Raw genomic sequence first — 19,458 nt, forward strand, 5'->3', positions numbered from 1 at the left:
CGCGGCGGGGCAAGCGGGAAATCACGGCCCCTCAGGGCCGGATCACCCCCGCCTCGGTCACGATGGCATCAAGCGCGATATCGGTGGGCTCTGTGGGCAGCGGCGGCAATTGCTGGGCGGCAAAGGCAAAGCCAAGGCTGCGCACGGGGCCAGATGCCGCCAGCCGCGCCAGCGTGCGGTCATAGAACCCCCCGCCATAGCCCAGGCGGTTGCAGGCCGCATCGAACCCCACCAGCGGCACGATCAGCGTGTCGGGCGTGATCCAGTCGCCACGCTCGGGGATCAACGCGCCGAAGGGTCCGGGGATCAGCGCCGCCTCGGGCGTCCAGAGCCGGAAATCGAGCGGCCGGCCCGCCCCCGCGATCACCGGCACGCCGATGCGCGCACCCATCTGGTGCAGCGCCGCCATGGCGGGGCGGGGGTCGATCTCGGTGCGGATGGGCAGGTAGCCCGCGATGCTGTGCCCATCAGCCGGGCCGATCTCGGCCAGAAGATGGGCGGTGGCCGCCGCAAGGGCACCACTTTGCGCGCACACCTCAAAGGCCTGCTTGCGGGCGGCATGGGCGGTTTGGCGCAGCGCGGTCTTGACGTCGGACATGGGCGCGACGGAAAAGCCATTCGGGCGCGCGCGCATGGCGCGGGGCGACGGGTTTGGGGCAAAGGGCGACAGGGATGCTGGTTTTCGATCATATCGCGGTGGCGGCCACCGATCTGGCGGCGGGCGCGGCGGCGGTGGAGGCCGGGCTCGGTCTGGCGCTGCAGCCCGGCGGGCAGCATCCGCACATGGGCACGCACAACCGGCTGATGTCGCTGGGCGCCGAGTATCTGGAGGTCATCGCCATCGACCCCGAAGGCACCGCCCCCGCCCAGCCGCGCTGGTTCGATCTGGACCGCTTCGCGGGGCCGCCGCGCGCCACGACATGGATCTGTCGCTGCGCCGATCTGGAGGCGGCTCTGGCACTGGCGCCGCCGGGCACGGGGCGGCCATGGGATCTGGCGCGCGCCGATCTGCGCTGGCGCATGGCGGTTCCGGTGGATGGGCGGCTGCCCTTTGACGGGCTGTTTCCGGCGCTGATCGAATGGCAGGGCACGGCGCATCCGGCGGCGCGCCTGACCGATCTGGGCGCGCGATTGGTGGGGCTGACGCTGTTTTCACCGCAGGCCGACGGCTTGCGGGCGGCGCTTGCCGGGCTGATGGATGACCCGCGCATCGCGATTGTCCCATCCCCTGCCCCGCGGATGGAGGCGCGCATCGCCACAGCCAAAGGCGAGGTGGTGCTGTGATCCGCCGGGCCAAGGCCGACGACGCGGGCAGCATCGCCGCGATCTGGAACCATGTGATCCGCGACACCAGCCAGACCTTTACCACCGCCGCGAAAGACCCCGTGGCACTGGCGGTGCAGATCGTCGATCAGCCCTGTTTCGTGGCCGAAGGCGCGGGCGCGGTTCTGGGGTTCGTGATCTATGGCCAGTTCCGCAACGGACCGGGCTATGCCCATACGATGGAGCATTCGATCCATGTGGCCGAAGCGGCACGCGCCGCAGGGCTGGGGCGCGCGCTGATGACCGCGGCCGAGGATCATGCGCGGGCGGCGGGCATCCATTCGATGATCGCGGGCGTGGCGGGCGAGAATGCGGGCGGGGCCGGGTTTCACGCCGCCTTGGGCTATCAGGTGATCGCCCGCCTGCCTGAGGTGGGGTGGAAATTCGGGCGCTGGCACGATCTGGTCGTGATGCAGAAAATGCTCTGAGCCGATGCGCTTTGCGCTGACAGGGCACGGCGCTTTGGGCTAGAAAGACCCATGTCGCTTTGGTCCCGCATTCAAGATGCCTTGGCCGCCCTTGCCACGGGCGAGGGGCTTTCGGTCGTGTTCGACCGGCTGCGCACCCCGCCCGAGCGGTCGGTCGCCTTTACCATCGCGGTGATCGCGCTGTCGGCCAAGATGGCCAAGGCCGACGGGCAGGTCACCCGCGACGAGGTGGCAGCCTTTCGGCAGGTGTTTCACATCCCCCCCGCCGAGGAACGCGCAGCGGCGCGCGTTTTCAACCTGGCGCGCGAGGATGTGGCGGGCTTCGAGGACTACGCCCGGCGCATCGCGCGCATGTTTCAGGGGCGCGGCCGCGACGGGGTCTTGCCGGATCTTTTGGGTGGGCTGTTTCACATCGCCACCGCCGATGGGGCCTATCACCCGGCCGAAGATGCGTTCCTGTCGCGGGTGGCCCACATCTTCGACCTGAGCGAGGCCGAGTTTTGCCGCATCCGCGCGGCCCATGTGGCGGGTGCAGCCCCCGATCCCTACACGGTGCTGGGGGTCACGCCCGCAACGCCGCTTGAGGATATCCGCACCGCCTGGCGTGCCGCCGTGCGCGCGACCCATCCCGACCGCATGATGGCGCGCGGCGTGCCGGAAGAGGCGATGAAGCTGGCCGAACGGCGGCTGATCGCGATCAATCGGGCATGGGAAGAGATTTCCGAGCGCGCCCAACCGGGCCGGACAGGGTGACATCGCGCGCACGCACCCCCATATGACCCATACCTGAGGGAGGATTGGACCATGCGACGGGCCGGTGTCTTGATCATCTGTGGTGCGGTGATGCTGAGCCTGTCTGCGCCCCTGCGGGCGCAAGAGCCCGCGCCCGATCTGCGCCGGGGGCTGGAAATGCTGGGCGAGGGGGCACGTGCGGCTCTCGAAGGGCTGATGGACGACATCGGCCCGCTTCTGGAGGACGATGTGCTGGCGATGCTGGGCCGTCTGGGCGCGCTGGTCGATGATCTGTCGCAGTATCAGATGCCCGAGCGCTTGCCCAATGGCGACATCTTGATCCGCCGCGCGCCCGACGCGCCGCCGCTGGACGACCCCGGGCCAGGCAAGGGCTTGCAAGGCGATGTCGAGATCTAGGGGCGGGGGCGCGCCGCGCAAGCGGCGCGCCCCCCGCCCGAGCGGCCCTTTGGGCCGGTTTGCCACGGGATTTTTGGAAATCTCTCATGCTGCGGGTCTGCGGCGGGTTGAGACCTTGGGCGCAGCGGGGCATATCGGAACAAACATCCGCTTCATGAGGTCCGCCATGCCGCTTTCCCGTTCTGCCCCGATTGCCCGCGATGCTGTCACGGATGCAGGGGGCGTGCCGCTGGGCCGCTTGCCGGAATGGGATCTGTCCGATCTCTACAGCGCGCCCGATGCGCCGGAACTTCGGCGCGATCTGGAATGGCTGGAGGGGGAATGTGCGGGCTTTGCACAAAGCTATCAGGGCCATCTCGCGACGCTCGACAGCGCGGCGATGCTGGCCTGTGTGCGCCGCTACGAGACGATCGATCGGGTGGCCGGGCGGATCATGTCCTATGCGGGATTGCGCTATTACCAGCACACCACCGACCCGCAGCGCGCCAAGTTCATGTCGGACATGCAAGACCGCATCACCGCCTGCACCACGGCCCTGGTGTTCTTCAGTCTGGAATTCAACCGCATCCCCGAGGCGCGCTATCGCAGCATCTTTGGCGCGGATGCCGATCTGGTCCGCTACAGCCCCGTGTTTGACCGGATGCGCGCCATGGCGCCCTATCAGCTGTCCGATGAGCTGGAGCGGTTCGTGCACGATCAATCGGTGGTGGGCGCAAGCGCGTGGAACAAGCTGTTTGACGAGACCATCGCCGGGATGGAGTTCGAGGTCGAAGGCGAAACGCTGGGCATCGAGGCGACGCTGAACCTGATGACCGATCCGGTTCGCGCCCGGCGCGAAGCGGGCGCGCATGCGCTGGCCCATGCGTTTGGCGAAAAGCTGCCGCTGTTTGCGCGGGTCCACAACACGCTGGCCAAGGAGAAAGAAATCTCGGACCGCTGGCGCAAGCTGCCCAGCCCGCAGATGGGGCGGCATCTGTCCAACCATGTCGAGCCCGAGGTGGTCGAGGCGCTGCGCAATGCGGTGGTGGCGGCCTATCCGCGCCTGTCGCATCGCTATTACGCGCTGAAAGCGCGCTGGCTGGGGTTGGAGCGGCTGCAGATCTGGGATCGCAACGCGCCCCTGCCGATGCAGGAAACCCGCATCTTTCCCTGGGAAGAGGCCCGCGCGCTGGTCAGCCGCGCCTATGACGGGTTCCACCCCGATCTGGCCGCCTTGGCCGAGCCGTTTTTCACCCAAGGCTGGATCGATGCCGCCGTCAAGGATGGCAAGGCGCCGGGCGCGTTTGCCCATCCGACGGTCAGCGATGTGCACCCCTATGTGATGCTGAACTATCTGGGCAAACCGCGCGATGTGATGACGCTGGCCCATGAGCTGGGCCATGGGGTGCATCAGCGGCTGGCGGCCGAACAGGGCGAATTGCTGTCGGCCACGCCGCTGACGCTGGCCGAAACCGCAAGCGTGTTCGGCGAGATGCTGACCTTTCGCAAGATGCTGGCCGAAGCCAGGGATCCGGCCACGCGCAAGGTGCTGCTGGCGGGCAAGGTCGAGGACATGATCAACACGGTCGTCCGCCAGATCGCGTTCTATGATTTCGAGTGCAAGCTGCACGCCGCGCGCCGGGCGGGCGAATTGACCCCCGACGACATCGGCGCGCTGTGGATGAGCGTGCAGGCCGAAAGCCTTGGGCCGGTGTTTGATTTCATGGAGGGATATGACCGCTTCTGGGCCTATATCCCGCATTTCGTGCATTCGCCTTTTTACGTCTATGCCTATGCCTTTGGCGACGGCTTGGTGAATGCGCTTTACGCCGTCTATGCCGAAGGCACGCCGGGGTTCGAGGACAAGTATTTCGCCATGCTCAGGGCTGGCGGATCGAAGCACCACAAAGAGCTGTTGGCCCCCTTTGGTCTTGACGCATCCGACCCCGCGTTCTGGGACAAGGGGTTGGCGATGATCGAGGGCTTTATCGACGAGTTGGAGGCGATGGAGGGCTGACGCCCCCCATCCCCACCCCGGCGGGGTCAGAGCCGGTTGTGCGCCCCATCGCAGAGCGGTGCCTTGGCGCTGGCCTTGCAGCCACAGAAAAAGGCGCGGCCGTCTTTTTCGGCGGTCCATTTCTGCGGCTGGAATGGCGTGCCCTTGTGCGAGCCGTCGCAAAAGGGCTGGTTTTGCGAGCGGCCGCAACTGCACCAGAAATAGGTCTTGCCTTCGGTCACATCGACCGCAAAGGGGGATTTTTGCGCAATGATCGGCGCGTCGTCTGACATCTGGCCTGCTCCTGTGGCTGGATTTTCGGCACCACCAGATGGGTCGCGCGGGCCTTGCGTCAATCCAGATCGGTCCAGGGCCATGGCTTGACCGGCGAGGCGGCCGATTGATAGCGCGCGGCCTTGGCCATCCAGATGCCCAGATCGGTGCCGAAATTGGCCAGTCGTTGGTTCTTTTCGCCGGTGTTGACCAGCATGATGATGAATTGCACCACCGTCAGAACCGCCAGCACCGTGTGGCTCAGGCTGAGCATGATCGAGATCAGCACCAAATACAGAAAGCGAAGCCCCATCGACTCCTTGGGCGTATCGGGCTGTTCACCCGTCAACCGCCCCGCAAACTGCGCATCCTCGTTACGATCCATCCCCGACACCTTTCGTCTTGAGCCATGCAAATACCGCGTCGATGGCAACCTGTGTGCCGCGCGCGGCCTCCAGAGGATAGGCGAATTCGGCGCCGTCGAGAAGGGTGGCAGCAAAAGCTTCGACCTGACGGGCGTATTGCCGCGCATCGGGAAAGGCAAAGACGCGGTCGGGCTCCCCGTCGGCAGCCAAGATCACATCGGCCTGACCATATTGGCCGGGGTTGAACGGGGCCATCACCGACAGGCGGGCACGGCTGCCTTCGAAGACCATGGCCTGATAGCGGGTGGTGCGCATCGAGACATGGAAGGAGAAGCGGATATCGCCCGCGCGTGCCTGCACCCAGGCCGAGGTATCGACGCCATTTTCGATGATCGCGTCCGCCCACAGGATTTCCGGCTCAAGCCCCGTGGCGAAGCGGAAAGCGCCGATGGGATAGACCCCCACATCGCGCAGCGCGCCGCCCGCCAGATCGGCCGACAACCGGATGTTGCCCGGATCGTCCAGACCATAGGTGAAGACGCCCGTGACACTGTACAGCGCGCCCAGCGTGCCCTTGGCGATCAGATCGCGCACAAGGGCCCATTGCGGGTGATGGGCGGGCATCCAGGCTTCGGCGATCAGACATCCGGTGGCCTCACGCGCCGCAATGAGCGCGTCGAAATCGGCCGCGCACAGCGCGATGGGTTTTTCGCACAAGACAGCCTTGCCCGCTTGCGCCGCGCGGATCGACCAGTCGACATGCAGCGCATTGGGCAGCGGGATATAGACCGCGTCGATGCCCGGATCGGCCAGAAGCGCGTCATAGCTGTCATGGATGACCAGGCCCGGCGCGATGGCGGCGAAGGGTTCGGCGCGCGCCGGGTCGCGGGTGGCCACCGCCACAAGCCGCGACCGGCGTGCCTCGTTCAAGGCAGGGGCCATGGTTTTCAGCGCAAAGCCGGATGCGCCCAGAATGCCCCAGCGGATATGGTCCGTCATCTATAGTCCCTCCGATTGCCACGACCCTGTCGGATGCGCACAGGAACAGGCGGCACGCCGGAACGCAAGACGGCGCGAGGATCGCCCCCGCGCCGCCAAACACGCATCAGCCGCAGAGATCAGGCGCTGGCCAGCATCCCTTGGTCCCGGGCCAGGTCGCGCATGCGCTTTTGCAGCTTTTCAAAGGCGCGCACCTCGATCTGGCGGATGCGTTCGCGGCTGACATTGTAGACGGCCGACAGATCCTCGAGCGTGACGGGGTCGTCGCGCAGGCGGCGCTGGGTCAGGATTTCCCGCTCGCGCGTGTTCAGGACCGTCATGGCATCAGCCATCAAGGCCATCCGGCTTTCATATTCCTCGCGCTCGGCATAATCGCCGGCCTGATCGGCATCGGTGTCTTCCAGCCAGTCTTGCCATTGCGTCGATCCATCCTCATCCGCGCCGATCGTGGCATTCAGCGAGGCATCCCCCCCCGACAGACGGCGGTTCATCGAAATGACCTCAACCTCGGTCACGCCCAGATCATGGGCGATGCGCGCGACATTTTCGGGCCGCAAATCGCCTTCTTCCAGCGCACCGATGCGCGCCTTGGCCTTGCGCAGGTTGAAAAACAGCTTTTTCTGCGCGCTGGTGGTGCCCAGCTTGACCAGCGACCAGGACCGCAGGACATATTCCTGGATCGAGGCGCGGATCCACCACATCGCATAGGTGGCAAGGCGAAAGCCCTTTTCGGGGTCGAATTTCTTGACCGCCTGCATCAGGCCGACATTCGCCTCCGAGATCACCTCGGCCTGCGGCAGACCGTAGCCGCGATAGCCCATCGCGATCTTGGCGGCCAGACGCAGATGCGAGGTGACAAGCTTGTGGGCCGCGTTGCGGTCCTGATCTTCGACCCAGCGCTTGGCAAGCATGTATTCCTCTTCGGGTTCCAGCATCGGGAAACGCCGGATTTCCTGAAGATAGCGGTTGAGCCCCTGTTCGGGCGATGGCGCTGGAAGATTGGCATAACTGGTCATGGGTATGGACCCCCTGTCAGGTTCCGATGACATTCATGTAAAGCGCGTTAACTTATCGTCAAGAGGCGGAAGTGAACTGTTGGGTTCAGATAATGATCCCCGCGCCCGCCCGCAACAAGTCGCATTTGCGTGAGCTCACCGGGCTGTGTGCGGATGTTACAGACGCGCCGCGCGCAGGGCCTGTATCAGGGCGTCCATATCGGCGGGCAGATCGGCGATGAATTCCATCTCGTCCCCCGTGACGGGATGAACAAACCCCAGCCGCGCCGCATGCAACGCCTGCCGCGAAAAGCCATTCAGCGCGCGGGCCAGATCGGCGCCCACCAGCTTGTCGGAAATGCGCCTGCTGCCCCCATAGACCGGATCGCCCAGAAGCGCATGGCCCACATGGGTCATGTGCACCCTGATCTGATGGGTGCGCCCGGTTTCCAGGCGGCACGAAACCCGCGCCACGGGGCCCAGCGCCTCGTCCACGCGCACCCTTGTGACGGCGTGGCGGCCGCCCTGAAACAGCACGGCCTGACGTTGGCGGTCGGTCTTGTGGCGGGCCAGCTGGGTGGTGATCTTGAGAATGCCGCCCAGCTCGAAATTGACGCCGCGCACCCCGTTCAGGCGCGGATCCCCCGCATCGGGCACGCCATGGCACAGCGCGATGTATTCGCGTTCGATCGAATGATCGGCAAATTGCGCCGCCAGCCCATGATGGGCGCGGTCCGATTTCGCCACCACGAGCAGCCCGCTGGTATCCTTGTCGATCCGATGCACGATGCCGGGGCGCTTTTCGCCGCCGATGCCTGACAGCTTGCCACCGAAATGATGCAAGAGCGCATTGACCAGCGTGCCGCCGGGCGATCCGGGCGCGGGATGGACAACCATGCCCGCGGGCTTGTCGATCACGATCAGATCCTCGTCTTCGTGAACGATGGAGAGCGCTATGGCCTCGGGGGCTGTGTCGGTCTGTATTGCGTCGTGCACGGTGATGGTGACGCTGTCGTCTTGCGACACGCGGGCGCGCAGATCGGTCACGACCACGCCATTGACCGCCACGGCCCCCTCGGCAATCAGCCGCGCAAGCCGCGAGCGGCTGAGCGCTTCGTCCTCTGGCACGGCGTCGCCCAGTGCCTTATCAAGGCGGCTGGCCGGGTCCGGGCCGATCAGGACCGTAACGATGCGAGTGGCCAAAGCCATGAAAACGCCCCCTGACGCGGAATTGCCCGAAACGCTGCCCGCCTCCTTGCGATTTCTCAAGGGGTTGGTGACGGTGCTGACCGCGGTGATGATCCTTGGCGTCTTAACCATCGTTGCGCTGCTTGTCATCCGGCTGAACGCAGGGTCTGCCCCCCTGCTGGTCGCGCCGGGCAATTTCACGCTGCCCGATGGCGTGGGTGCCGTGGGCATCAGCGTGATCGATGGCTTCAGCGTGATCGTGGGCGATGATGGTGTGATCCGGGTGTATGACAGCGAAACCTTTGCGCCGGTGCAGGAATTTCGCATCGGCCCATAAGCGGGCCCGTGGCCCGGCCGCAACGGGCGATCGCGCGCGGGAGGCGCCGTTCGGGCCGACGGCCGGCAGCGAAGGAAAATCGGACAAACGTTCGGTTTTTTGTCTGTTGCCCGCCGATCCGCCTTGCCAATCCGCCAAGAAAACCTAACCCTCGGACGGACAAAACCGAACGGAGGGACACCGGAAATGACATGGCTTGCATCCTCGGTCATGGGGCGGCGCGGCGTGGCGCAGGCGCGCGAGGGCGCGCATCATCATCTGAGCGAAAGCGCACAAGGAACCTATCATTACGTCTATGGGCCCTATGCCAGCCCGGTGATGACCATCGCGCCGGGTGATGTCGTGGCGGTCGAAACGCTGGACGCCTTTGGCGGTGCCGTGAAAACCGAAGCCGATCTGCCGTCAAAGGTGCTGAACATGCCCTTTGTGAACCCGCAAAACGGCCCGATTGCGGTCAAGGGGGCGCAAAAGGGGGATGTTCTGGCGGTGTATGTCAAAAGCCTTTTGCCGCGCGGGCCGCAACCGGTTGGCACGACAGCCTTGATCCCCGATTTCGGCGGGCTTGTCGCCAGCAGCCTGACGCATCTGAACGCCCCCATCCCCGAGCGCGTCAAGAAGATGGTGGTCACCGAGGATGGGGTGCAATTCTCGGACAAGATCACCCTGCCCTACGAGCCTTTCGTGGGCACGATGGGGGTATCGCCCCAGCTTGAGGCGATCTCGTCTCTGGTGCCTGACTATTACGGCGGCAACATGGATTTGCCCGATGTGGCACCGGGCGCGGTGATCTATTTCCCCGTGCAGCGCGATGAGGCGTTTTTCTATATCGGCGATTGCCATGGCCGGCAGGGTGACGGCGAATTGTGCGGCGTGGCGGTGGAAATTCCCGCCACGGTGACGGTCCAGATCGACCTGATCAAGGGCTGGTCCATCCCCGGTGTGCGGCTGGAAACCGAAGACTTCATCATGGCCGTCGGCAGCGCCCGCCCGATGGAGGATGCGGCCCGGATGGCTTACCGCGACCTGATCCGTTGGATGGTGGAGGATTACGGCTTTGAGCAATCAGAGGCCTATTTCCTTGCGACACAGGCTGGAAAGATGCGTGTGGGCAACATGGTGGACCCGAAATATTCGCTGGGTGCATCGATGCTGAAGACTTATCTGGGCTAAGCCCGGCGAACAAAGGGTGGAAAGATGGATCTTGGATTAAAGGGCCTGCGGGCGCTGGTCACGGGCGGCACCAAGGGGATCGGGCTGAAATGCGCCGAAATCTTTGCCGCCGAGGGTGCCTCTGTTTCGGTGTGTGCGCGCGATGCCACAGGCGTGACAGCCACCGTCGAAGCGCTCAAGGCCAAGGGTGGCCATGCGTTTGGGCGCGCGGTCGATGTGTCCAATGCCCATGCCCTCAGGGCATGGGTGCAAGACAGCGCCGCCGCCTTGGGCGGCATCGACATCATCGTGGCCAATGTCTCGGCGCTGGCGGTTGCGGATGATGAGGCGGCATGGCAGGCCGGCTATGAGACGGACATGATGCATTCCGTGCGTCTGGTGAACGCAGCCCTGCCCTGGCTGGAAAAATCAACGGCGGGGTCGATCACGCTGATCTCGTCGGTGTCGGGGCGCGAGGTGGATTTCACCGGCCCGGCCTATGGCGCCTTCAAGGCGGCCCTGGTGCATTATGCGCAAGGTCTGGCGATGAAACTGGCGCCCAAGGGCATCCGCGCCAACACCGTATCGCCCGGCAACACCTATTTCGACGGCGGCATCTGGCAGTCGATCGAAAGAAACAACCCCGCCCTGTTTGCGGAAGCCCTGGGGATGAACCCGATGGGCCGGATGGCACGGCCCGAAGAAATCGCGCGGGGCGTGGTGTTTCTTGCCTCGCCCGCGTCGAGCTTTACCAGCGGCACCAATCTGGTGATCGATGGTGCGCTGACCAAGGGCGTGCAGCTCTGAGCGGTTTATCTTGAAAAGATCTCTGGCCCTGTCACCACGGTGACGGGGCCATCGAGAAGGTGACCCGCCTGAGCAAAGAACCCCTTGGACCCCGCCCCATCATTGTGCCGATCCATGGCCGCGCTGTCGGCAAAGCGTTCATGGGTGACAAAAAGGCAAGGGTCGCTTGCGGATTGCGTGACATAGAAGCTGACCGTGTCAGGTTCTTGCGCCCGGACATGCGCGCCCACCTGCAACAGGGCCGCTTTCACCGTGGCTTCGTGGCCGGGTCTGGCCCGCAAAATGGCGGTCAGTGTGTGCATGAACGGCTCCTTTTGGGGCGATCAGGCGGTCAGGCGGTCAGGCCCAGATCAGCCATCATCTTGTCGCGCATGATGAATTTTTGTGGCTTGCCCGTGACCGTCATCGGCATTTCGGTTACAAAGCGGATGTAGCGCGGCACCTTGTAATGCGCGACCTTGCCGCGACACCAATCGCGCAAGGTGTCTTCGGTCAGGGTGGCACCGGGGCGCAAGATCAGCCATGCCGCGACCTCTTCGCCATATTTGGCGTCGGGGATGCCAAAGACCTGGGCCTGCGAGATATCGGGATGGGTGGACAGGAATTCCTCGACCTCGGCGGGATAGACGTTTTCGCCGCCACGGATCAGCATGTCCTTGGACCGGCCGGTGATGCGGCAATAGCCCTCGGCGTCGATGGTGGCCAGATCGCCCGTATGCATCCAGCCGCGCTGGATCGTCTCGGCGGTGCGTTCGGGGTCGTTCCAATAGCCCTTCATCACCAGATAGCCGCGCGTCAGCAATTCGCCCTGCTGGCCCACGGGCAGGGTGCGGCCATCGGGCCCGACGACCTTGCATTCGGCATGGGGCTGGATGCGGCCCACGGTCGACACAAGGCGGTCCACCGGATCATCGACGGCGGATTGAAAGGAAATCGGGCTGGTTTCGGTCATGCCGTAGCCGATGGTGATCTGGCGGCAATGCATGCGTTCCATCACCCGCCGCATCAGCGGTTCGGGGCATGGCGCGCCGGCCATGATGCCGGTGCGCAGGGATCGCATGTCGAAGCTGTCGAACTCGGGATGATCGAGCATGGCCTGAAACATCGTCGGCACGCCGTGAACGGCCGCGCAGGCTTCGGCATCGATGGCGGCCAGCGTATCGCGGGCATCAAAGGATTCACCGGGAATGACCATCGCCACGCCATAGGAACAGGCCGCCAGATTGCCCAGAACCATGCCGAAGCAATGATAGAAGGGCACGGGAATGCACAACCCCTCGCCCGGTTGCAGCCGCATGGCCCGTGCGGTCGAGATGGCGTTGTTCACGATGTTGCGGTGGCTCAGCGTTGCGCCCTTGGGCGCGCCCGTGGTGCCGCTTGTGAACTGGATGTTGATGGCATCATCGGGGTTCAGGGTGGCGCTGATCGCATCCAGTCGGGTGCGCAGCGCGCGATTGCCACGGTCCATGACCTCGTCAAAGGCAAAGGCCCCGGGGCGCGGTTTGGGCCCCAACTGCACCACGCTGCGCAAGGCAGGAAGCCGCGCGGCGTGCAACCGGCCCGGCGGGCAGCTTGCCATTTCAGGTGCGAGTTCCGTCAGCATCGCCATGTAGTTGGACGATTTGAACTGCGGTGCCACGATCAGGGCGGACACGCCCGCCTTGTTCAGCGCATATTCCAGTTCCGATGTGCGATAGGCCGGGTTGATGTTCACCAGAATCGCGCCGATCCGGGCCGTGGCGAATTGCGCCAGCAGCCATTCGGGACGGTTGGGCGACCAGATGCCGACCCGGTCGCCCTTGTAGACGCCGACCGAGAGCAGACCCGCCGCCAGACGGTCGATCAGCCGGGCAAATTCATCATAGCTCCAGCGATCACCGGTCTGCCGAAAGACGGCCGCCGTGCGCGCGCCATGCCGGCGCACCACCTCGGCCAGAAATGCGGGGATCGTCGCGTCGATCAGCGGGCGGTCGGTGGAACCCGCCACATGCGACAATCCATTGGCTGGCCGGATGCCCGGCCGCGATGTGACCCTTGCCGACATGTTCCCAAGCCCTTTCCAGACTTACAGTTTGCGCCAGTCACCAGCCTGTTCAAAGGCGCCGGCGGCGCGATAGATCGTGCTTTCCTCGTAACGCCGGCCGACCAATTGCAGCCCGACAGGCAGCCCATCCACCATGCCGCAGGGGATCGACATCGCCGGGTGACCGGTCACATCGAAGGGCGCGGTATTGGCCAGCATCTCGAAGGCCCGCTGGCACCACAGCTCAAGGCTGGCATCGGCGGGCGGCAAGGGGGTCGCCTTCATCGGCGTGGTCGGCATGAGCAACAGATCATAAGAGGCAAAGACCTTGTTGTATTCCTCGCGCAGTTGCCGCGACAGGTTCTGGGCCTTGGCATAATAGCGCCCGCGCGTGTGCTTGAGGTGATACTGACCGACCAGCATCGAAATCTTCAAGGTATCCGACAGCTCATCGGCGCGGCTGCGCCAGTTCGAATGATAATCCAGCAAGGATGTGGTATAAAGCCCCTCCCACCCCGTGCCAAAACCATTGCCCAGCATCATCTGGTTGGTCAGGCCCTCAAGCCCGATCGGGGTCCAGATCGAAATGCCATGCAGGTGCCATGGGATGGAAATCTCGTCCACGGTGGCCCCCAGACGGCGGAACATGTCGGCCCCGGCGCGAACCTTGGCATCCACGCCCGCCTCGGATTGTGCGTGGCCAAAGCCCTCCTTGACGATCCCGATCCGCAAGCCGGACACACCGCGGTTGACCGCAGCGGTGTAGCGGTCGGTGACCACGTCATACTGGCGCGGGTCAAGGCCATCGGCCCCGGCGATCACTTCCAGCATCAAGGCGTTGTCCATCACGGTCTGCGTCATCGGCCCTGCATGGTCGATGGTGTTCTCGATCGGCATGATGCCGGAATAGGGCACCAGACCATGGGTCGGCTTCATCCCGTAGACACCACAAAAAGAGGCCGGCATGCGGATCGAGCCACCCTGATCGCCGCCGATGGCCATATCGACCAGCCCCGCCCCGACCAGCGCGCCAGAGCCCGACGAAGACCCCCCCGCCGAATAGCCCGGCTTGTGCGGGTTATGAACCGCCCCCGTTGCGTTGGTATGGCTGCCGCCCGAGAGACAGAAATATTCGCAATGCGCCTTGCCGACGATGGTGGCGCCCGCATCCAGAAGCCGCGTCACGATCGTGGCATCGATGTCGGGGGTATATCCCTTGAGCGTGGATGCGCCGTTCATCATCGGCACACCGGCCAGACAGACGTTGTCTTTCAAGGCGACGCTGCGCCCCAACAAGGGACCGCGCGGCGCGCCCTTGATCTCGGTCTTGACATACCATGCGTTCATCGGATTTTCGTCCGCGGTCGGCCGATGGCCCGACGTGCGCGGGTAGAGAACCGGCGGCAGATAATCGGGCAGCGCGTCGACCACATCATAGGCATCAAGCGTGCCTTGCATCACATCAAGAAATTCCTGAATGCGGGCATCCGACATGTTCATGCCCAATTCGGCCACGATCGCCTTCATCTGGGAATGGGTGGGGCGCTGGACGGTCATGTAGGACATCCTTTGTTGCAGCGGTGCCGGTGCGGTGGCGCGGTGAGCTGGGGTTTGAGGCTGGGCTTTGGGCGCGTGCGGCTGTGCGGGCGGCGCAGACGCGCGGTCGGCCGTGGACGCGGTGGCAATCTTGGGCGCAGGTTTGGCGGTTTTGCCCGCGCCCGCCCCAAAGCCGGTGAATTCTTCGATCAAGGCAGGATCGGCGGCCTCGGACCCGGCCACCTCGCCCATGATCTTGCCCTTCTGGATCAGCAAGACCCGGTGCGACAGGGCCGTGATGAAATCGAGGCTTTGTTCGACCAGAACGATGCTGAGCCCCTCACGGCGGTTGAGTTCCTTCAGAAGATCGATGATTTCGTCGATGATCGAGGGTTGGATGCCCTCGGTCGGTTCATCAAGCAAGATCAGGTCCGGTTCCGAGACCAGACAGCGTGCCAGCGCGAGCAATTGCTGCTCACCGCCCGACAGCGCGCCACCCTCACGGTCCAATAGACGTTCAAGGCGGGGAAAATCCGCCATGACGCGGTCGATGGCGCTGTCTTCGTCCATGTCATGGGCTGCGACACCCATCCGCAGATTGTCGCGCACGCTGAGGTTTGGGAAAATGCCCCGCCCTTGGGGCACATAGCCGATGCCCAGCTGCGCCCGGCCCGATGACCGGGTGCGCGCCATGTCCTGCCCGTCAAAGACCATGCTGCCGGCGGTGGCCGGGATGATCCCCATCAGGGTTTTCAAAAGCGTGGACTTGCCCATGCCATTATGGCCCAGCACGCCCAGAATCTCGCCCTCGTTGACGGTCAGATCCACGCCATGCAACACCGGCACCCGGCCGTAACCGGCCCGCAGGCCCGATACCTTCAAAAGCGCGCTCATGCCCGATGCCCCAGATAAACTTCGCGCGCGCGCTTGTCCGCCGAGATGGCGTCCATCGTATCCTCCATCAGGATGCGGCCCTCGTGAAACAGCGTGACCGTGCGCGAGATCATGCGGATGAACTGCATGTCATGTTCGACCACGATCAAGGCCGATGTCTTGTTGATCTCTTCGATCAATTCGGCCGTGCGAAAGGTTTCATCATGCGTCATGCCGGCGGCGGGTTCGTCGAGCAGCACCAGCCATGGTTCGGCCGCGACCACCATGCCCAATTCCACCCATTGCCGCTGACCATGCGCAAGACGCCCCAGTTGCATCCGGCGGATATCGCCCAGACGCAGCCGTTCGATGGTGTCCGCCGTCACCGCACGCGTGCGCCGTTCATCATGCCAGCGACGGGCCGAGATCCAGATGTTTTCCTCGGCCGTCAGCCCGTCAAAGACATTTGGAACCTGTGTCTTGATCCCCACGCCAAGGCTGGCCACCTCAAAGGGTTCCGCCCCGGTCATGGCCTGTCCGCGGATCATCACCTCACCGGCGCTGGGGGTCAGTTGGCCGGTCAGACATTTGAAAAACGTCGATTTGCCCGCACCGTTCGGGCCGATCAGGCAACGCAATTCACGGTCGAACAGGGTGAAATCGACCTGGTCGACCGCCCGCACGCCACCGAAATGCATGCACAGCCCACGCGTTTCCAGCACCACATCGCCACGTTGCCGTGTCATTCCGTTCCCTCCGCCCGCGCGCCACGGCGGCGGCGCACGCGCACCGGAGCCGTCTTGCGGCGCGCGTTCACCCAATCGATCACCGTCGGGGCGACGCCCTTGGGCACCAAAAGCACGAAGACGATCAAGATGGCGCCCAGCACCAGATTGTTGTTCAACACGCTTTGGCCACCCAGCGCCGAGGTCAGGTAGAACAAGGCAAATGTTGCCCCGATTGGCCCGATCAGCGTGCCGCGCCCACCCACGATGACCCAGATGATCGTGAGCGCCGCATTGTAGAGGTTGAACACATCGGGTGTGATCCGTCCCACGCCATTGCAAAACAGCACCCCGCCAATGGCGGCGATGCCCGCGCCGATCGTGAAGATGCCCAGCTTGTAAAGCCGCGAGTCGTACCCAAGCAACTCGGCGCGCAATTCGTTCTCGCGGATCGCCACGCAGACGCGGCCGAATTTGGTGTTCACCAGCCAGCCCGCGAAAACATAACAGATGATGAGCGCCGCCATGGCGACATAAAAGACATGTTCGGGAAACAGGAACTGGCTGGTGTTCCATGGCAGGTTGATGGGCGGCGATGACACACCGTTGAACCCACCCAGCAAGGCGTTGCCGATCTTGTATTCCGGGCCGGATGTGCGCCGGATCAAGGAAAAGAAGATCAACGTGACCGTCAGCGTGATCACGCCCAGATAAACGTCGGACACCCGGCCAAAAAAGATGAAATAGCCCAGCGCCGCCGCAAAGGCCGAGGTGACCAGCACCGCCATCACGATGGCCCAGGTCGAGCCGCCGAAATTGATCGCGGAAATGGTGTAGACATATGCGCCCAGCCCGAAAAAGGCGACCTGCCCAAAGCACAAGATGCCGCCATAGCCCCAGATCAGCGCAAGGCTGAGCGCAAGCACGGCCAGCGCGATGGCGGTGGTCAGGTTGATGATGGTGAACAGTTGCAGCACCTGGGGTGCGACAAACATGAACACCAACCCCAACAGGGCGTAGAAAAAGGTCGGGCGCATCTGGCGCAACATGCCGCTGTTCATAGCGATTTCCGGAAAAAGCGGCCGGTGATCCCGCGCGGCATCAGACGCAGCAGAAGGATGGCGGCCAGCAGAAGCGCAATCTCACCGAAGGTCGATCCCGCGATGAAGGTGAAGATACCGTTCAGCCCCCCCAGCAGGACCGAGCCCGTCGCGGTCCCCGCAAGAATGGCCGAGCCGCCCGAAATCACCGTGATGAAGGCCTTGGCGATGTAGGTGGCCCCGATGGTGGGCAAGACCCCGGTCATCGGTGCCAGCAAGGCCCCCGCCAACCCCGATACTGCGGCGCCCAAGCCAAAGGTGATCATGTAGATGCGGCTGGTCGAGACCCCCAAAGACGAGGCCATCTGTGCGTTCTGCATCGTGCCGCGCGCCAGGAGCCCCAGCTTGGTGAACCGCAGCGTCAGCCAGACCAGAACCAGAAGGACAAGCGTGATCAGGATCAAGAACAGCTCATATCCCGACGCCGAATAAGACCCGATGCGGATCGCCCCAAGGGGTGGCGCCACGGTCGTCGCGGTGGAGGCGCCGAAGATCGACGTGACAAGCCCCACCAGCAACAGCGACAAGCCCCATGTGGCCAGCAGCGTATCGACCATCCGGCCATAGAGCCAGCGGATCAGCAATCGTTCCACGATCACACCGATGATGCCCACCACCAGGGGCGCGACAATCAGCATGGCCACCCAGATGTTCACACCCGCATTGGTCGCCACGACGACGGTGTAGCCCCCCAGCATCAGGAATTCTCCATGTGCCAGGTTGATCACACGCATCATGCCAAAGATGATCGCAAGGCCCAGACTGATCAGCGCGAGGTTCGCGATGACATAAGCCAGTTGCAGGCCGATCGCAGCAACGAGATCCAAGGGGCTCTCCGTCAATGTCTGGGCCGCGGCGGAACCATCGGGTTGCGGGCGCGGGGCGCGTCGGTAGAGCCGCCGGGGTCAAACGCCCCCGGCGGCAAGTCGGCGTGGCAGAGCCTGTGGATCAATCGATCCCGGCGGCCGCCAGTCCATTTTCGAAGTAGAAGGTCGACAGGGTCGGATCGGCATTCAGATCGCACACAAGCTGCGTGTCGGAGGGCGGTTGCGCCTCGTAGCTTTCGACGATGTTGAATTCCTGATCCTGCAATTCGCCCAGCACGACGTTCTGGATCGCGTGGTTGGTCTGCGGGTCGATGGTGATCGGGCCGGAGGGTCCGTTGAAGGTCAGACCGGATTTCAGCGCCGCCGACACTTCGGCATGATCGATGCTGCCGGCCAGCTTGACGGCTTCTGCCCAGAGCATCGCACCCTCGTAGGAGCGCACGCTCAATTCGTTCATCGTTGCGCGGTTTGCGCCGAATTTTGCGTCCATCCGCGCAAGGAAGGCCGCGTTTTCGGCATTCTGCACGCCTTCGAAGTAGGAATAGGCCGCCAGGAGCCCGTTGCCTTCCTCGGCCGAGATCAGCTTGTGCTCGTTGCCGATCCCGAAGGTGGTCGAGGCGATCGGGATCTCCGCATTCATGCCGGCCGCGGCATACTGACGGTAGAACGACACATGCGCGCCACCCACAAGGCCCGAGAACACCAGATCGGGCTTGGCTTGCTGGATCTTGTTGATCGTGGGTCCGAAATTCGTGACGTCGAGCGGGAAGAATTCGATCGCAACGGTTTCGCCGCCGTTCTCACGCACGAAACGGTCCACCCATTGCGCGATGATCTGGCCATAATTGTAGTCTGCCGCGATGATGTAGGCTTTCTTGCCCCATTTGTTCATCGCATAGGGCACGACCTTTGCCACCGTCTGCGCCGGCGTGGAGCCCGTGCAGAAGTTGTTGAAGTCGCACACGCCGCCTTCGTATTGGGTGTTGTAGAAATACATGGTGCGAAAGCGCGCAAGCGTCGGGCGGATCGCTTCACGGCTGGCCGAGGTGATGCCACCATGCACCGTTGCGGCGCGGTCGCCCGCGGCGGCTTGGGTCGCATACTGGGTGTAGAACTGGATGGTGGACTGAGCGTCATACATCTTCAGCTCGACCTCCTGGCCCAGCAGACCGCCCGCCGCGTTGATATCGTCGATGGCAAGGCTGGTGGCGTCGGCCATCGCGGTGCCGTAGATATCAAGGCCCCCCGACAGATCGAGGATGGAGGCAAAGAGGATCTTGTCGCTGCCCTGTGCGCGCCCGATGATCGGAGCCGAAGACAAGGCCAGCGCCGAGGACCCTGCAAGGAAGCTTCTACGCGAAAAAGTCATAGCGGTCTTTCTCCTGT

21 protein-coding genes are annotated in these 19,458 nt (G+C 64.0%); 8 read left to right on the forward strand and 13 right to left on the reverse strand.

The features are described from left to right. Nucleotides 1-31: 31 nt before the first annotated feature. Nucleotides 32-598 carry a 5-formyltetrahydrofolate cyclo-ligase gene (locus tag Q0094_RS09840; RefSeq protein WP_297618566.1) on the reverse strand — a complete coding sequence of 189 codons (567 nt, stop codon included), beginning with the start codon at nt 596-598 and terminating at the stop codon, nt 32-34. 74 nt (nt 599-672) lie between these two features. Here Q0094_RS09840 and Q0094_RS09845 point away from each other — a divergent pair, with 74 nt between their 5' ends. From Q0094_RS09845 to Q0094_RS09865, 5 genes are all read left to right on the forward strand, one after another. Next, nucleotides 673-1,284 (forward strand): VOC family protein, encoded by a 612-nt coding sequence (locus Q0094_RS09845; RefSeq protein ID WP_297618569.1) that lies wholly within the window; start codon nt 673-675, stop codon nt 1,282-1,284. After that, the gene (locus tag Q0094_RS09850) at nt 1,281-1,751 is read left to right on the forward strand and encodes a GNAT family N-acetyltransferase (RefSeq protein WP_297618572.1); all 471 of its coding nucleotides are present in this window, start codon (nt 1,281-1,283) and stop codon (nt 1,749-1,751) included. Before Q0094_RS09845 ends, Q0094_RS09850 begins: the two co-directional genes overlap by 4 nt. Before the next feature lie 51 nt (nt 1,752-1,802). Beyond that, complete coding sequence (locus Q0094_RS09855) at nt 1,803-2,504, forward strand: molecular chaperone DjiA (RefSeq protein WP_297618575.1); 702 nt, start codon at nt 1,803-1,805, stop codon at nt 2,502-2,504. A gap of 51 nt (nt 2,505-2,555) precedes the next feature. After that, nucleotides 2,556-2,900 carry an AAA+ family ATPase gene (locus Q0094_RS09860; RefSeq protein ID WP_297618578.1) on the forward strand — a complete coding sequence of 115 codons (345 nt, stop codon included), beginning with the start codon at nt 2,556-2,558 and terminating at the stop codon, nt 2,898-2,900. 166 nt (nt 2,901-3,066) lie between these two features. Then, nucleotides 3,067-4,896, forward strand: coding sequence for a M3 family oligoendopeptidase (locus Q0094_RS09865; protein ID WP_297618581.1), 1,830 nt, complete (start codon nt 3,067-3,069; stop codon nt 4,894-4,896). A gap of 26 nt (nt 4,897-4,922) precedes the next feature. Here Q0094_RS09865 and Q0094_RS09870 read toward each other — a convergent pair whose 3' ends face one another. From Q0094_RS09870 to Q0094_RS09890, 5 genes are all read right to left on the reverse strand, one after another. After that, on the reverse strand, nt 4,923-5,168 hold the full coding sequence (locus tag Q0094_RS09870; protein WP_297618584.1) for a CDGSH iron-sulfur domain-containing protein: 246 nt from the start codon (nt 5,166-5,168) through the stop codon (nt 4,923-4,925). Between the two features lie 59 nt (nt 5,169-5,227). Next, entirely contained in the window at nt 5,228-5,533 is a 306-nt protein-coding gene (locus Q0094_RS09875) for a DUF4389 domain-containing protein (RefSeq protein WP_297618587.1), read from the reverse strand. Continuing rightward, entirely contained in the window at nt 5,523-6,512 is a 990-nt protein-coding gene (locus Q0094_RS09880) for a Gfo/Idh/MocA family oxidoreductase (RefSeq protein WP_297618590.1), read from the reverse strand. Before Q0094_RS09880 ends, Q0094_RS09875 begins: the two co-directional genes overlap by 11 nt. A 119-nt stretch (nt 6,513-6,631) precedes the next feature. Beyond that, nucleotides 6,632-7,528 carry an RNA polymerase sigma factor RpoH gene (rpoH, locus tag Q0094_RS09885; RefSeq protein ID WP_297618593.1) on the reverse strand — a complete coding sequence of 299 codons (897 nt, stop codon included), beginning with the start codon at nt 7,526-7,528 and terminating at the stop codon, nt 6,632-6,634. Between the two features lie 156 nt (nt 7,529-7,684). Further along, the gene (locus Q0094_RS09890) at nt 7,685-8,716 is read right to left on the reverse strand and encodes an RluA family pseudouridine synthase (RefSeq protein WP_297618596.1); all 1,032 of its coding nucleotides are present in this window, start codon (nt 8,714-8,716) and stop codon (nt 7,685-7,687) included. Here Q0094_RS09890 and Q0094_RS09895 point away from each other — a divergent pair. The 3 genes from Q0094_RS09895 to Q0094_RS09905 all read left to right on the forward strand — a co-directional run bounded on the left by Q0094_RS09895 (nt 8,715) and on the right by Q0094_RS09905 (nt 10,988). After that, nucleotides 8,715-9,032, forward strand: a complete 318-nt coding sequence (locus tag Q0094_RS09895; protein ID WP_297618597.1) for a DUF6476 family protein — start codon at nt 8,715-8,717, stop codon at nt 9,030-9,032. The two genes, Q0094_RS09890 and Q0094_RS09895, sit on opposite strands and share 2 nt — an antisense overlap. 186 nt (nt 9,033-9,218) lie before the next feature. Further along, nucleotides 9,219-10,202, forward strand: a complete 984-nt coding sequence (locus Q0094_RS09900) for an acetamidase/formamidase family protein (RefSeq protein ID WP_297618599.1) — start codon at nt 9,219-9,221, stop codon at nt 10,200-10,202. Between the two features lie 24 nt (nt 10,203-10,226). Further along, nucleotides 10,227-10,988, forward strand: a complete 762-nt coding sequence (locus Q0094_RS09905; RefSeq protein WP_297618602.1) for an SDR family oxidoreductase — start codon at nt 10,227-10,229, stop codon at nt 10,986-10,988. 5 nt (nt 10,989-10,993) lie between these two features. Here the strand turns inward: Q0094_RS09905 and Q0094_RS09910 are convergent, their stop codons facing one another. The 7 genes from Q0094_RS09910 to Q0094_RS09940 form a co-directional block, all read right to left on the reverse strand. Beyond that, the gene (locus tag Q0094_RS09910) at nt 10,994-11,290 is read right to left on the reverse strand and encodes an antibiotic biosynthesis monooxygenase (RefSeq protein ID WP_297618605.1); all 297 of its coding nucleotides are present in this window, start codon (nt 11,288-11,290) and stop codon (nt 10,994-10,996) included. Nucleotides 11,291-11,319: 29 nt separating this feature from the next. Next, nucleotides 11,320-13,032: an AMP-binding protein gene (locus Q0094_RS09915; RefSeq protein WP_297618607.1), complete on the reverse strand. Its 1,713-nt coding sequence runs from the start codon at nt 13,030-13,032 to the stop codon at nt 11,320-11,322. 21 nt (nt 13,033-13,053) lie between these two features. After that, entirely contained in the window at nt 13,054-15,441 is a 2,388-nt protein-coding gene (locus Q0094_RS09920; protein ID WP_297618609.1) for an amidase, read from the reverse strand. Further along, nucleotides 15,438-16,166, reverse strand: coding sequence for an ATP-binding cassette domain-containing protein (locus Q0094_RS09925; RefSeq protein ID WP_297618612.1), 729 nt, complete (start codon nt 16,164-16,166; stop codon nt 15,438-15,440). The genes Q0094_RS09920 and Q0094_RS09925 overlap by 4 nt, the downstream gene beginning before the upstream one ends. Then, nucleotides 16,163-17,206, reverse strand: a complete 1,044-nt coding sequence (locus tag Q0094_RS09930; RefSeq protein ID WP_297618615.1) for a branched-chain amino acid ABC transporter permease — start codon at nt 17,204-17,206, stop codon at nt 16,163-16,165. Before Q0094_RS09930 ends, Q0094_RS09925 begins: the two co-directional genes overlap by 4 nt. Beyond that, on the reverse strand, nt 17,203-18,072 hold the full coding sequence (locus Q0094_RS09935) for a branched-chain amino acid ABC transporter permease (protein WP_297618617.1): 870 nt from the start codon (nt 18,070-18,072) through the stop codon (nt 17,203-17,205). The genes Q0094_RS09930 and Q0094_RS09935 overlap by 4 nt, the downstream gene beginning before the upstream one ends. 121 nt (nt 18,073-18,193) lie before the next feature. Continuing rightward, nucleotides 18,194-19,441, reverse strand: a complete 1,248-nt coding sequence (locus Q0094_RS09940) for a transporter substrate-binding protein (RefSeq protein ID WP_297618619.1) — start codon at nt 19,439-19,441, stop codon at nt 18,194-18,196. Between the last annotated feature and the right edge of the window lie 17 nt (nt 19,442-19,458).

This window comes from uncultured Roseicyclus sp. (assembly GCF_937892565.1).
Classification (GTDB): Bacteria; Pseudomonadota; Alphaproteobacteria; order Rhodobacterales; family Rhodobacteraceae; genus Roseicyclus.

Bases quoted from the DNA above. Each gene is read 5' to 3' on its own strand.
- Q0094_RS09840 (WP_297618566.1), bottom strand. From the start codon at position 598: ATGTCCGACGTCAAGACCGCGCTGCGCCAAACCGCCCATGCCGCCCGC.
- Q0094_RS09845 (WP_297618569.1), top strand. From the start codon at position 673: ATGCTGGTTTTCGATCATATCGCGGTGGCGGCCACCGATCTGGCGGCG.
- Q0094_RS09855 (WP_297618575.1), top strand. From the start codon at position 1,803: ATGTCGCTTTGGTCCCGCATTCAAGATGCCTTGGCCGCCCTTGCCACG.
- Q0094_RS09860 (WP_297618578.1), top strand. From the start codon at position 2,556: ATGCGACGGGCCGGTGTCTTGATCATCTGTGGTGCGGTGATGCTGAGC.
- Q0094_RS09865 (WP_297618581.1), top strand. From the start codon at position 3,067: ATGCCGCTTTCCCGTTCTGCCCCGATTGCCCGCGATGCTGTCACGGAT.
- Q0094_RS09870 (WP_297618584.1), bottom strand. From the start codon at position 5,168: ATGTCAGACGACGCGCCGATCATTGCGCAAAAATCCCCCTTTGCGGTC.
- Q0094_RS09875 (WP_297618587.1), bottom strand. From the start codon at position 5,533: ATGGATCGTAACGAGGATGCGCAGTTTGCGGGGCGGTTGACGGGTGAA.
- Q0094_RS09880 (WP_297618590.1), bottom strand. From the start codon at position 6,512: ATGACGGACCATATCCGCTGGGGCATTCTGGGCGCATCCGGCTTTGCG.
- rpoH (WP_297618593.1), bottom strand. From the start codon at position 7,528: ATGACCAGTTATGCCAATCTTCCAGCGCCATCGCCCGAACAGGGGCTC.
- Q0094_RS09895 (WP_297618597.1), top strand. From the start codon at position 8,715: ATGAAAACGCCCCCTGACGCGGAATTGCCCGAAACGCTGCCCGCCTCC.
- Q0094_RS09890 (WP_297618596.1), bottom strand. From the start codon at position 8,716: ATGGCTTTGGCCACTCGCATCGTTACGGTCCTGATCGGCCCGGACCCG.
- Q0094_RS09900 (WP_297618599.1), top strand. From the start codon at position 9,219: ATGACATGGCTTGCATCCTCGGTCATGGGGCGGCGCGGCGTGGCGCAG.
- Q0094_RS09905 (WP_297618602.1), top strand. From the start codon at position 10,227: ATGGATCTTGGATTAAAGGGCCTGCGGGCGCTGGTCACGGGCGGCACC.
- Q0094_RS09910 (WP_297618605.1), bottom strand. From the start codon at position 11,290: ATGCACACACTGACCGCCATTTTGCGGGCCAGACCCGGCCACGAAGCC.
- Q0094_RS09915 (WP_297618607.1), bottom strand. From the start codon at position 13,032: ATGTCGGCAAGGGTCACATCGCGGCCGGGCATCCGGCCAGCCAATGGA.
- Q0094_RS09920 (WP_297618609.1), bottom strand. From the start codon at position 15,441: ATGAGCGCGCTTTTGAAGGTATCGGGCCTGCGGGCCGGTTACGGCCGG.
- Q0094_RS09925 (WP_297618612.1), bottom strand. From the start codon at position 16,166: ATGACACGGCAACGTGGCGATGTGGTGCTGGAAACGCGTGGGCTGTGC.
- Q0094_RS09930 (WP_297618615.1), bottom strand. From the start codon at position 17,206: ATGAACAGCGGCATGTTGCGCCAGATGCGCCCGACCTTTTTCTACGCC.
- Q0094_RS09940 (WP_297618619.1), bottom strand. From the start codon at position 19,441: ATGACTTTTTCGCGTAGAAGCTTCCTTGCAGGGTCCTCGGCGCTGGCC.